We start from the raw sequence: 11724 nt of genomic DNA, 5'->3' as shown, positions 1-11724 counted from the left end.
ACGATGCTCGCCAAGTTCGCACTTCCAGCTCTGACAATGATCGCAGCCCTCCTCTTGACGAGTGTTGTCCTCGCCGCCTCAGCCACTGCGGCGAAGTGGCCTGCCTGGGCTATTGCTGGAGGCACAGCACTGACTGCCGCCGTCCTCGCAGCGATCAGTCTTGTCTTCGGCAAAAGCCGCCTGTCCCCGCGGAAGGGCGGCATCGGCTTCTTCCTCTTGGGCCTCGGCGGCGCGCTTTTCCTCTCGACTAGCGGGCTCACCCTCCCCGCTTCCATCCCGACTTGGGTTTGGATGATCCTCGGCATCGGAATGGCCACCGTCGGCCTCATCGAAGACGCTGACACCGCCCAATCCACGCCCAGGAACAGACTATGATGCCGCCGAGCCTCACCGCTGCGTTCGCTTTTGAACGAGTCCGCTTCCTCGCCGCAGTCGGCTGGAACATTTCGCTGCGCATGCTCGCTTGGCTCGCCATCACCGCGACCGTTATCGTGGCCCTGCTAACCTTCGGCGCCGGGCTAATTGCGCTATGGCTCCTGTGCATCCTTGAAGCCGAGGGCGTCATCTCGGTCGATGGGGCGCCTGGATCAGCGGCGGCCTTGGCTACCGTCATCACGGTGTTCTATATAACGGGGGGCGCCTGCCTGCGGGAAATCTTCGGCCCCCGCCGACTAGCCGTCCAATGCAATCCGAATCGCGGCCTATTCCGGGCGCTCGATGTCGAAATGCGCCACGTCTTCATTGCAACGTGCGGGCCACGATGTGCGGTTGTCCTCCTCACTTCTGCTTCTCTAGCGGCCAGTGCCATCACGGCGCTCGCAATGTCGGGGTGTGCGAGGCCAATTCTCCTCGTCCTGCTCACCGCAACTCCGCTCACGGCCACAGCAGCCGTTCTCGGCATTGGAGGGTGGCTTGCCACTCACGAGGCCCGGCCCCTGACGTCAGCCTTCCGGGCGATCGTCGTCATGCTTGGAAGCGCTGCTCTTGGAATACCGGCGTTCGTGCTGACCCGCCTCCTGTCCGGCGGGCTCGGGCCGTGGAACTGGAGCCTGCCGGCCCTGTGGGAACCTGTCGCCGCCGGAACAGTCGCCTCAGGGCTCGGGGCGGCTCACATTCTGAGCTTGTCATGGCGGCGCATGGCCCGCGACTCATTCCCGCTCTGTTCAAGAGGGAGGATTCGCCTGCCCCCGAGCTACAGGGCAGGCACCGTGACGGGCGCTCTATGGCTGAACCTCGTGAGGTCACCCCATCAAAGCGCGATCGCGAGCACGGTCTCCGCCGTGACGCTCGTTGCCAGCGTCGTGTCGGCAGTCCGCCTCGCCGGAGTCAACGCCGAGACGTTGGGTCCGTTGAGCACGATCGGGGGCTTCCTTCCGTGGATGGCATTCATCGCGGCTCTCACGGTGGCGGAGTTGCTCTCCAAGGACAACGGTCCCGTCGTCCTCGTGCCGCGGCTCCGCGTTCTCTGGGAGAACGGCATTGCCGCCCGGACGCTCATAGCTGGTGTACTCGGGACGCAAGTGGGCTTCACCGCGGTCCTGCTGTCACCCGCTTTCGGGATCATCGGCTGGGCGGTCACGGGCGCTCCTTTCTGGGCCGCACCTTCAGTCATCGCAGCCACCGTATCTGCCAGCCTTCTGGGGAGCAGCGTGAGCACCGCGGTCGTCAAACATGCCGACGGTTCCGCCGACGTCACTCTCGCCGCGGCCCTGCTGACTCTGCTCGCCGCGTCCCCTGCGGGGCTCCTGGCCCTGCTCCCTGGGGCGATCGGCGTGGGTGGAAGCTCCCTCTACGCCATCATCCTGTTAGGAGTAGTAGCCCTGTGCCTGCATCGACGTATCATCTACCTGCCCTCAGTCTCGAGAGAGTGACCGCTGGCTACATACGCAATTCACCCGTATTCAGCGGCGCGAACCTTTCGATCAGCGGTCCCGGAGTGTTCCAGCTTCGCGGACGCAACGGTTCGGGGAAATCGACCTTTGCCGAACTTTGCAGCGGCTACCTGCGTCCATGGTCGGGCCAGGTACTGGTCAACGGGATAAATGCGAGCGACCGTGGCGCTCGCGACTTACGACGCGTGTGCCGAGCCGACCCAGCGCTCTTCCCAGCCATGACGGTCCACGACCACCTTGCGCTCACGGTCACTGCGCGTGGTTCAAGCCTCGAGGACGCCCTGGACCGAGCCAGATCGCTCGGCCTCGCCCCGTGGCTCGCCGAGAACGCCGGAAGCCTGTCGACCGGCACGGCTAAGAAACTCTGGTTTGTCATGAACACGCTCGGGCGCTTCACGGTGGGCATCCTCGACGAACCATTCAACGGGGTCGATGCCGAAAGCGCAGAGGTCATGGCCCTGGAAATTGGGGGCTGGTCTGAAGCGGCGATGATTGTGCTCATCTCGCATTCGCAGCACCACAGTCTGCAGCCGGCACGAGTCATCGACCTTCATAGCCTCTCGGCGTGCAACAACGAGAACGATTAGCAGAGTCGGGACCGTAGCTTCAGACGATTTAGGATTCCTTCATGGATGTCCGGCAACTGCAGATCCTCCGTGAACTCGGAGAACTCGGAAGCGTCAAGGCAGTCGCGGAGGAGTTGCTCGTCACGCCGTCGGCCGTCTCCCAGCAGCTGGCCCTACTGACTCGAAGCGCGGGCGTACCGCTCACGCGCAAGGAGGGCCGCAGCCTCGTCCTCACGGACGCAGGCAAGGTCCTTGCGGACGCTGGCGGCGCCGTCGTCCGGGCAATGGCCGACGCCCGCGCCGCCATCGGCGCGTACCACGGGGACCCCGCCGGGACAGTCTCAGTGAGCGCGTTCCATTCAGCCGGCCAGGCCCTCTTCGGGCGACTCGCGGCACGGCTCGCGGCACGAGCGGCCGACCGCGACTCCGCCCCGCGCTTGCGGCTTGCCGACGAGGACGTCCCCCAGCATGGCTTCCCCGCGCTCACCGGTCGCTATGACGTGGTCCTCGCGCATCGGATGGCGCACAGCGAGGAATGGCCCGAGGATCGGCTTGTCGTCGTGCCGCTCGCCCGGGAGCCGTTCGACGTCGCCGTGCCGGCCAGCCACCCGCTAGCCGCCTTCGCGTCGCTTCGACCGGACGACGTCGCTGGCGAACCATGGGTCTCGAGCCGCCCGGGGTACTCCCCCGCGGATGTGCTCGCGGCGATCGGCGCCGTCGCGAGCCGAGCGCCGGAGGTCGCCCACCGGATCAACGACTACTCGTCGGTCGCCTCCGTCGTGGCCGGCGGCGGCGTACTCGGACTGCTCCCCCGGTACACGGCCGCGATCGGCCTGCCGCCCGGCGTTGTCCTCCGCCCCCTCGAAGGGATCACGACTCGCCGCAGCATCGACCTGCTCATCCGACCCGAGAACGCCAGGCGCCGCTCGGTGCAGATCGTTGCGGATGTGCTCCGAACGCTGGTGGGAGAGCTTATCGCTGAAGCGGAACAGCGGGCCGCGCCGGCTTCCGCTGCGGCGCGATGAGGACCAGCGCGGGATAGGTCACGAGCGCGATCGCTACGTGCATGAGGACCAGGATGCCTACGGCGACCGCGGGCTGCCCCTTGTAGAGGATCCATGCGTCGGGAGCGAGACCACCGAGCGTGACGAGGACCGTGAGCACGAGGAACGGCTTCCTCGCGCTCGTCGAGAACCACGTCACGATGGGCCACGCCGCGCACGCGACGACGACGCCGATGACCGTGAGCTTGGTGTAGTCGGCGAAGCGGAAGTGGTCGTAGCCCGCTGTCGCCGGAAACAGCGCGACGCCGAGTGCGGCGAGTGCCGCGCACGCCGCAACGGAACCGGCGACCGCCACGATGGTCGCCACGATCCACCGGGCCGCGGCCGGCTGATGTCCGCCGCCGGGGAAGTCGAGTCCGAGAGCACGCGCGGCACGCGTCCCCGAGAGGCTGGAGGACTGTGGAGGCATGGCTTCCTTCTGCTCGAATCTGGCCGGGGACTGGTTCCAGCGTAGGAAGCCGGGTCTAAGAAGGGCCTAAGAATTCCGGGCCCCGAGGGTACGGCCCGATCAGTTCTCGAAGAGGCGGAACGGGTGGCCCGCGGGGTCGAAGAAGACGATCACGCCGTCCTGCGGTTGGTGGTCCGCTCGCTTGGCTCCGAACTCAGCCGCCGTGTCCAGAAAGCTCTGGACACGGCGGCTGATGGGTTCAGCCGAAGGTTGGGCTGATGGTGGTCCGTCGAGTATTAGGCGTTGACCCCGAGCTTCTCCAGGATGAGCTCGCGGACCCGCCCCGCATCGGCTTGGCCGCGCGTCGCCTTCATGACGCCGCCGACGATCGCACCGACCGCCTGCACCTTGCCGCCGCGGATCTTCTCGGCAACATCGGGCTGTGCGGCGAGAGCCGAATCGATCGCCTCGAGGAGCGCGCCGTCGTCGGACACGAGGACGAGGCCGCGGGCCTCCATGACCTGGGTCGGGGTTCCTTCGCCCGCGATGACGCCGTCGAGGACCTGCCCGGCCATCTTGTTGTTGAGCTTCCCGCCCTCGACGAGGCCGTTGAGCTCGACGATCGCCTCGGACGTCACGCCGAGCTCGCCCGGATCGACGTCAGCGACCTTCGCGCGGCCGACGATTTCGCCCATCCACCACTTCCTGGCTGCGGCTGGGGTCGCGCCCGCGGCGATGGTCTCCTCGATGGCGTCCATGACACCCGCATTGACTACGTCGCGGAACTCCGGGTCAGAGTAGCCCCAGGCGGCCTTGAGGCGCTTGCGGCGCTCGGCCGGGGGCTCGGGGAGCTGAGCACGGAGCGACTCGACCCACTCCCGGGTCGCGACGATCGGGACGAGGTCCGGCTCAGGGAAGTAGCGGTAGTCGTCGGCGTCGCTCTTGGGGCGGCCCGCCGTCGTCGTCCGCGTGTCCTCGTGCCAGTGGCGCGTCTCCTGGGTGACCTTCCCTCCGGAGGCGAGGACCGCAGCGTGACGCTGGATCTCGTGCCGGACGGCGTGCTCGACCGAACGCAGCGAGTTCACGTTCTTCGTCTCGGAACGGATGCCGAACTTCGTGGCGCCCTTCGGCATGAGCGAGACGTTCGCATCGCACCGGACGTTGCCGCGCTCCATCCGGGCATCCGAGACCCCGAGGTTCTTCACGATCTCCCGGATCGCCGAGACGTAGGCCCGGGCGAGCTCCGGTGCGCGGCGCCCGGCGCCAACGATCGGCTTCGTCACGATTTCGACGAGCGGGACGCCGGCCCGGTTGTAGTCGACCAGCGAATACTCCGCGCCCTGGATGCGGCCGGTCGCGCCGCCCATGTGGGTCAGCTTGCCGGCGTCCTCCTCCATGTGTGCGCGCTCGATCTCAACCCGGAACACCTCGCCGTCCTCGAGCTCGATGTCGATCCAGCCGTCGTGCGCGATCGGCTCGTCGTACTGCGAGGTCTGGAAGTTCTTCGGGGTGTCCGGATAGAAGTAGTTCTTGCGGGCAAAGCGGCAGTACTCGGCGATCTCGCAATTGAGCGCGAGGCCGATCTTGATGGAGGACTCGACTGCGGCCTTGTTGACGACGGGAAGGACGCCGGGGAGGCCGAGGTCGACCTCGTTGACGTTCGAGTTCGGATGGTCGCCGAACGCGTTCGGGGCCGAGGAGAACATCTTGGTCTTCGTGTTGAGCTCGACGTGGACCTCGAAGCCGAGGACCGGATCGAACTGCTCCATGGCCTCGTCGAAGGACAGCGTTGGATCCGACATTCAGTTCACCTCTCCGGTCTTCGCGGCCCCGAGAACAGGCGCCTTGGACAGCAGCGGGCCGCCCCACTGCGCCTCGAGCAGGGACTCCAACGCAGCGCCCACCCTGTAGAGGCGCGCGTCCTCGCGGGCCGGCGCGAGGAGCTGGATGCCCACAGGAAGCCCGTCCTCGTCCGCGAGCCCGCCCGGGAGGGACAGGCCCGGGACGCCCGCGAGGTTCGCGGGGATCGTCGCGACGTCGTTGAGGTACATGGCCAACGGGTCGTCGAGCTTCTCGCCGAGCCGGAACGCGGTCGTGGGCGCCGTCGGGGAAATGAGCACATCCGCTTGGGCGAACGCTGCGTCGAAGTCGCGCTGGATGAGCGTTCGGACCTTCTGCGCCGAGCCGTAGTAGGCGTCGTAATAGCCGGCCGAGAGCGCATACGTGCCGAGGATGATCCGGCGCTTCGCCTCGTCTCCGAACCCGGCGGCGCGCGTGGCGCCCATCACCCGCTCGATCGTGAGCGGGCCGTCCTTCGGCAGGACGCGGAGGCCGTACCGCACGCCGTCGAACTTCGCCAGGTTGGAGGAGACCTCGGACGGCATGATGAGGTAGTACGCCCCGAGGGCGTACTGGAAGTTCGGGCACGAGACCTCGACGACCTCGGCCCCCGCCCCCCGAAGCAGTTCGAGCGCCTCGCGGAACCGCGCCTCGACGCCCGGCTGGAAGCCCTCCCCGCCGAGCTCCTTGACGACGCCGATCCGGAGGCCCTGGACGCTGCCGTTCCTCGCCGCCTCGGCGAGCGTGTCGAACGAGTCGGTGAGCGACGTCGAGTCGAACGGGTCGTGTCCGCCGATGAGCTCCTGGAGGAGCGCGGCGTCGAGCACGGAACGGGAGACTGGCCCGATCTGGTCGAGGCTCGACGCCATGGCGATGGCGCCGTAGCGGGAGACGGCCCCGTAGGTCGGCTTGACGCCGACCGTGCCGGTGACGGCGCCGGGCTGGCGGATCGAGCCGCCCGTATCGGTGCCTAGCGCGAGCGGTGCCTCGAAGGCGGCGACGGCGGCTGCCGAACCGCCGCCCGAACCGCCCGGGATGCGGTCGAGGTCCCATGGGTTCCGGGTCGGCCCGAAGGCAGAGTGCTCCGTCGAGGAGCCCATCGCGAACTCGTCGAGGTTCGTCTTGCCGAGGATCGGGAGCTTCGCGGCCCTGATCTTCTTGATGACCGTCGCGTCGTAGGGGCTCATCCAGCCCTCGAGCATCCGCGAGCCCGCCGTGGTCGGCTGTCCCACGGTGACGATCAGGTCCTTGATGGCGATCGGGACGCCGGCCAGCGGGTGGAGTTCCGCGGCGTCGTCGCCTCCAGCGGCACGGAGGGAGTCGACCTCGCGGGCGACGCCGAGGGCCTCCTCGGTGTTGACGTGCAGGAACGCGTGGACGCCCCGCTCGCCGCCGTCGACCTCCGCGATCCGCTCGAGGTGTGCCCGGGTGACCTCCTCGGAGGAGACCTCCTTGGCCGCCAGCTTCTCGGCCAGCTCAGCGGCCGTGCTTGCAATCAGCTCGTTCATGCGGGTGCTCACTCCTCGTCCAGGATGGCCGGGACCTTGAAGCGGTCGTCCGCGGCGTCGGGGGCGCCCGAGAGCGCCTCGGTCGGCGTGAGCACGTGGCCCACGGAGTCCTCGCGGAAGACGTTGCGCAGCGCGATCGGATGCGACGTGGCCGGGATGTCCGGGCCCGCAACCTCGCTCACCGACTTGACTGCATCGACGATGTGGGCGAGCTCGCCCGCCATCCGGTCCAGTTCGTCTGCACTCATCTCGATGCGCGCCAGCTGTGCCAGGTGCGCAACGTCGTCACGAGTGATCTCAGCCATGGATCTCCCCTGTGCGGTGGTTAGGTATCGCCGTCCAGTCTAGTGGTGCCGGTGCCCGAGAGTGATGCCGTTGCCCTGAGCTTCGGACCTTGCCCTGCGCCGAAGCGCGGGGCAAGGTCCGAAGCCCGGGGCTCAGCCAGGGGAAGAGGGCCCTAGCCGATGCCGATGACCCCGATCAGGACGCCGATCCCCAGCATGACGAGCGTGATCACTGCGGTCCTCCAGAGCACGAGCTTGTGGTGGTCGCCGAGCTCGACGTTCGCAAGGGACACAAGCAGGAGGATCGCTGGGACGAGCGGGCTCTGCAGGTGGAACGGCTGGCCGGTGATGGAGGCACGGGCCATCTCCGCTGGGCTCACCCCGTAGTGCCCGGCCGTCTCGGAGAGGATCGGCAGGACCCCGAAGTAGAACGCGTCGTTGCTCATGAAGAACGTCATGGGAATCGAGAGGACGCCGGTGATGACTGCCATGAACGGGCCCGCCTCGGACGGGATGATCGAGACAAGCCAGGAGGACATCTCCTGCACGATCGTGGTGCCACCGATCTTGCCGGTGAGGACGCCCGTGAGCACCGACGCCGCGATCACCATCGAGACGACGGCGACGACCGAGGGTGCGTGTGCGACTAGCTGCGCAGCCTGGTCCTTGACCCGCGGGAAGTTGACGACGAGCGCGACGGCGGCCCCCACCATGAACACGTAGGGCAGCGGGAGCAGGTTTGCTACAAGGAGCACCATGATGGCGACCGTGAGGCCGAGGTTGAACCAGAAGAGCTTCGGCCGAAGCGTAGGACGGGTCGGGTCGAGGGCCGTGCCCGCCATCGAGTCGTCGCCCACGAGCGTGGTCACCGGCGACGGCGCGTCCGCGAGCGCGAGCGGGCCTCCGGACGTTGTGCGTTCCCGGCCCGCGCCGTCCCTCGTGCCGGTCCATCCCAGACCTCCGGCTCCCCACACCTCGGGGCGCTCGGCCGCGAGGCGGCGCCGCTCCCGGAGGCCGAGCTGCCACGCGAACAGGAGGACCAGCACGACGCCGACAAGCAGCGACGGGACCATTGGCACAAAAACGTCGTTCACGTCGATCTTCAGGGCCGCCGCGGCGCGGGCGGTGGGGCCGCCCCAGGGGAGGATGTTCATCGTCCCGTTGGCCAGCCCTGCGACGCACGTGAGGACCACGGGACTCAGTCCGAGGCGAAGGTAGACCGGCAGCATGGCCGCGGTCGTGAGGATGAAGGTCGTGGAGCCGTCGCCGTCGAGAGAGACGGCGGTCGCGAGCAGCGCGGTGCCGAGGACGACCTTGGCGGGGTCGTTGCCGAGCTTGCGGAGGATGAACTTCACGAGGGGGTCGAACAGGCCGACGTCGATCATGAGCCCGAAGTAGACGATCGCGAACATCAGCAGGGCCGCCGTCGACGCCATCGACTTCATCGAGGTGAGGACCATGTCCCCGATGCCCAGCCCCGCGCCGGCGAACAGGCCGAAGACCGTCGGCACGAGGATGAGGGCGAGGACCGGGGTGAGCTTCTTGGTCATGATCAACGCCATGAAGACGACGATCATGGCGAAGCCGAGCAGTACCAGCATCGCTGGCTCCTCTCTGTGAGCGGCATCACCGCGGTGTGATGCGCGGTTCAGACCGTAGCGAGGGACCAGGGCCAGACGAGGGTTTCCTCAGCTTGCTGTGACTAGTGCGCATTTACGAGGTTCTGCGCATTCTGCGCATGCCTAGCATGGGCTCATGAGCACGACGACGGCGCGCGCCCCGAGCGGGGAGCGTCCGCGTGCCCTGCGCTTCTCGACGCGGGTCCTGATCCTCCAGCTCGCAGCTGTCCTGCTCGCCGTCGTCCTCGCCGCCGGGGCCCACCTCTGGCTTGCGTACGAGCGCCTGTGGACCGAGGCCGGGCAGAACGCGCTCATTCTCGCCCGCGCCGTGGCCGCCGACCCCAACCTGCGCCGAGAGGTGGCGGCCATCGCCGCGGAAGCCGGCACTCCCCCGGCCGCCGAGCTGGCTGCCGGGCCGATCATGGCGACTGCCGAGGCGATCAGGCAGCGTACCGGCGCCCTGTTCGTCGTCGTGACGGACGAGCAGGGCCTCCGCCTTGCGCATCCGGACCCCGCTCGGCTGGGCGAACGCGTGAGCACCGCACCCGACGTCGCCCTCGCCGGACGCGAGGAGACAGTCCGGAACACGGGGACCCTCGGTCCCTCGGTCGGCGCCAAAGTGCCTGTCCTCGCACCGGAAGGGGCCCGCCAAGTCCCAGGAACCGTCGTCGGCGAGGTCAGTACGGGCTTCGCGCGTTCCGGCGTCGTCGACGGCCTTGGCGCCGAAGCGCTAGCGATCGGCGGAAGCGCCGCGCTCGCGCTCACAGCCGGGGCCCTCGCATCGCTCGCCCTCGGCCGCCGCCTCTCCCACCTGACCCTTGGCCTCGAGCCGGAGGACATCGGCATACTCGTGCAGGACCAGGAGGCCGTGCTGCGGGGCATCGACGAGGGGGTCATCGGCATCTCGCGGACTGGACGCGTGACCGTCGTCAACAGTGCGGCTCGGAGCCTGCTCGGCGACGCCGAGGACTTCACCGGCGGCGAGTGGGCATCCGTGCGTGTTCCCGACGTCCTGGCCTCCCTCACGACCACCGCCGCCGCCGATGGCCAGGCCCGGGAGCTGGTCGTCGGCGAGCGCGTCCTCGTCGCGAGTGCCCGCCGCGTCGTGCACGGGTCCCGAGAGCTCGGATGGGTCATCACTCTCCGCGACCGGACGGAGCTGCAGCGGCTGACCCGACAGCTCGACGCCGTCGGGTCCCTGAGCGAGGCGCTCCGCGCCCAGCGGCACGAGTTCAGCAACCAGCTCCACGCCGTCGCGGGGCTCCTGGACATCGGCGAAGCCGCGCAGGCGCGTGACTACCTGCAGCAGCTGGGTGCCTCGGGCCCCCTCGACTATCCGCTCGAGCAGGCCGAGCTCCTCGGCGATCCCTCCCTTCAGGCGTTCCTGGGGGCGAAGGGCATCGAGGCCGCCGAGCGCGGTGTCGTCCTTCGGCTCGGGGATGCGACTCTTGTGCGGCATCCTGTCGCCGCTCCGCAGGATGTCACGACAGTCCTCGGCAATCTCGTCGACAACGCCGTCCGGGCCGCCGTCATCGGTTCCCCCGACCACCGTGGCGAGCGTTGGGTCGAGGTCGAACTTCTCGACGACCGCTCCGCACTGCACCTCGTCGTCTCGGATTCAGGCGATGGGATCGGGACGACCGCTCCCGAACGCCTCTTCGAGACGGGCTACACCACCGCTCCCCCGCTCGTCGCAGGGAGTGAGCTTCGGCTCGAGGACCCCGGCGGGCACGGACTGGGGCTCCCGCTCGCCCGCCAGCTGGCCCGACGACGGGGTGGGGACGTCTGGGTCATTTCGCCCGGGCGACCGGGCGGACCAGGAGCAGTGTTCGGCGCGCGGGTAGTCGGGAGGACGACACCGTGAGCGACTTCAGAGTCCTCATCGTGGACGACGACTTCCACGTCGCACGTGTCCACGCAGTCCGCGTGGACACGACTCCGGGCTTCACAGCCCTGTCCCCGGTGGGCACAGCCGCACTCGCGCTGCAGGCCGTCCACGCGCTCCGGCCCGACCTCGTGCTGCTCGACGTCTACCTCCCCGACACCCCAGGGCTGGAGCTCTTGCGCAGTCTCGACGTCGACACGTTCATGCTCACCGCAGCGGCCGACCCGGACTCGGTCCGGACCGCTCTGCGCCGCGGCGCCCTCGGCTACCTCATCAAGCCCTTCGCCGGGGAGGAGCTCGGGACCGTGCTCCGCGGCTACTCGCGCTACCGCCGTCTCCTCGGAACGCCGGGGACCCTCGACCAGACCAGTCTCGATCGGGCTCGGCGGGCCCTCATGGCCCCCAGGGAACCGAGCACGCAGGGCCGACCGCGCTCGGGCACCGAGTCCGCCGTGATCGAAGCACTCGCGGCCGGGCGTCTCCTCTCCGCTGCCGAGGTCGCCGGCGTCGTCGGCGTCTCGCGCGCCACTGCCCAGCGCTACCTCGCGGCGCTCGCCGACGACGGTTCGGTCGAGATCCAGCTCCGGTACGGGGCGACGGGACGGCCGGAGCACCGCTACGGGCTGAGCGATTGAGGCCTTCGCGGGAATCGACGGGGCCTCCGCCCGTGTGGATCGCC

General features: G+C 68.6%; 11 protein-coding genes. 6 read left to right on the top strand and 5 right to left on the bottom strand.

What is annotated here, in order from left to right:
- The first annotated feature begins 3 nt into the window (after positions 1–3).
- The 4 genes from E6A21_RS08400 to E6A21_RS08390 are packed head-to-tail and all read left to right on the top strand — an operon-like array spanning position 4 to position 3483.
- Positions 4–375 carry a hypothetical protein gene (locus tag E6A21_RS08400; protein ID WP_138443697.1) on the top strand — a complete coding sequence of 124 codons (372 nt, stop codon included), beginning with the start codon at positions 4–6 and terminating at the stop codon, positions 373–375.
- A complete protein-coding gene (locus E6A21_RS17850; protein ID WP_171041331.1) occupies positions 372–1871 on the top strand; it encodes a hypothetical protein in 1500 nt (499 codons plus the stop codon). Before E6A21_RS08400 ends, E6A21_RS17850 begins: the two co-directional genes overlap by 4 nt.
- Positions 1868–2479 (top strand): ABC transporter ATP-binding protein, encoded by a 612-nt coding sequence (locus tag E6A21_RS17845; RefSeq protein ID WP_171041330.1) that lies wholly within the window; start codon positions 1868–1870, stop codon positions 2477–2479. The genes E6A21_RS17850 and E6A21_RS17845 overlap by 4 nt, the downstream gene beginning before the upstream one ends.
- Before the next feature lie 41 nt (positions 2480–2520).
- Complete coding sequence (locus tag E6A21_RS08390) at positions 2521–3483, top strand: LysR family transcriptional regulator (protein WP_138443696.1); 963 nt, start codon at positions 2521–2523, stop codon at positions 3481–3483.
- Here the strand turns inward: E6A21_RS08390 and E6A21_RS08385 are convergent.
- The 5 genes from E6A21_RS08385 to E6A21_RS08365 form a co-directional block, all read right to left on the bottom strand.
- On the bottom strand, positions 3431–3931 hold the full coding sequence (locus E6A21_RS08385; RefSeq protein WP_138443695.1) for a hypothetical protein: 501 nt from the start codon (positions 3929–3931) through the stop codon (positions 3431–3433). The two genes, E6A21_RS08390 and E6A21_RS08385, sit on opposite strands and share 53 nt — an antisense overlap.
- A gap of 275 nt (positions 3932–4206) precedes the next feature.
- Complete coding sequence (gene gatB, locus E6A21_RS08380; protein WP_138443694.1) at positions 4207–5712, bottom strand: Asp-tRNA(Asn)/Glu-tRNA(Gln) amidotransferase subunit GatB; 1506 nt, start codon at positions 5710–5712, stop codon at positions 4207–4209.
- Complete coding sequence (gene gatA, locus E6A21_RS08375) at positions 5713–7257, bottom strand: Asp-tRNA(Asn)/Glu-tRNA(Gln) amidotransferase subunit GatA (protein WP_171041329.1); 1545 nt, start codon at positions 7255–7257, stop codon at positions 5713–5715.
- Positions 7258–7265: 8 nt separating this feature from the next.
- The gene (gene gatC, locus E6A21_RS08370; protein ID WP_138443692.1) at positions 7266–7562 is read right to left on the bottom strand and encodes an Asp-tRNA(Asn)/Glu-tRNA(Gln) amidotransferase subunit GatC; all 297 of its coding nucleotides are present in this window, start codon (positions 7560–7562) and stop codon (positions 7266–7268) included.
- Positions 7563–7714: 152 nt separating this feature from the next.
- Complete coding sequence (locus E6A21_RS08365; RefSeq protein ID WP_138443691.1) at positions 7715–9142, bottom strand: CitMHS family transporter; 1428 nt, start codon at positions 9140–9142, stop codon at positions 7715–7717.
- A gap of 154 nt (positions 9143–9296) precedes the next feature.
- Here E6A21_RS08365 and E6A21_RS08360 point away from each other — a divergent pair, with 154 nt between their 5' ends.
- Entirely contained in the window at positions 9297–11024 is a 1728-nt protein-coding gene (locus tag E6A21_RS08360) for a sensor histidine kinase (protein WP_171041328.1), read from the top strand.
- The gene (locus E6A21_RS08355; RefSeq protein WP_138443690.1) at positions 11021–11680 is read left to right on the top strand and encodes a response regulator; all 660 of its coding nucleotides are present in this window, start codon (positions 11021–11023) and stop codon (positions 11678–11680) included. The genes E6A21_RS08360 and E6A21_RS08355 overlap by 4 nt, the downstream gene beginning before the upstream one ends.
- Positions 11681–11724: the final 44 nt, after the last annotated feature.

It is taken from the genome of Sinomonas susongensis, assembly GCF_005877005.1.
Taxonomy (GTDB): domain Bacteria; phylum Actinomycetota; class Actinomycetes; order Actinomycetales; family Micrococcaceae; genus Sinomonas; species Sinomonas susongensis.
Note: the sequence above shows the minus strand (reverse complement) of the source record. Positions and strands in the feature narration are given on the sequence as shown.

Bases quoted from the DNA above. Each gene is read 5' to 3' on its own strand.
- gatC (WP_138443692.1), bottom strand. From the start codon at position 7,562: ATGGCTGAGATCACTCGTGACGACGTTGCGCACCTGGCACAGCTGGCG.
- E6A21_RS08385 (WP_138443695.1), bottom strand. From the start codon at position 3,931: ATGCCTCCACAGTCCTCCAGCCTCTCGGGGACGCGTGCCGCGCGTGCT.
- gatB (WP_138443694.1), bottom strand. From the start codon at position 5,712: ATGTCGGATCCAACGCTGTCCTTCGACGAGGCCATGGAGCAGTTCGAT.
- E6A21_RS08400 (WP_138443697.1), top strand. From the start codon at position 4: ATGCTCGCCAAGTTCGCACTTCCAGCTCTGACAATGATCGCAGCCCTC.
- E6A21_RS17850 (WP_171041331.1), top strand. From the start codon at position 372: ATGATGCCGCCGAGCCTCACCGCTGCGTTCGCTTTTGAACGAGTCCGC.
- gatA (WP_171041329.1), bottom strand. From the start codon at position 7,257: ATGAACGAGCTGATTGCAAGCACGGCCGCTGAGCTGGCCGAGAAGCTG.
- E6A21_RS08360 (WP_171041328.1), top strand. From the start codon at position 9,297: ATGAGCACGACGACGGCGCGCGCCCCGAGCGGGGAGCGTCCGCGTGCC.
- E6A21_RS08365 (WP_138443691.1), bottom strand. From the start codon at position 9,142: ATGCTGGTACTGCTCGGCTTCGCCATGATCGTCGTCTTCATGGCGTTG.
- E6A21_RS08390 (WP_138443696.1), top strand. From the start codon at position 2,521: ATGGATGTCCGGCAACTGCAGATCCTCCGTGAACTCGGAGAACTCGGA.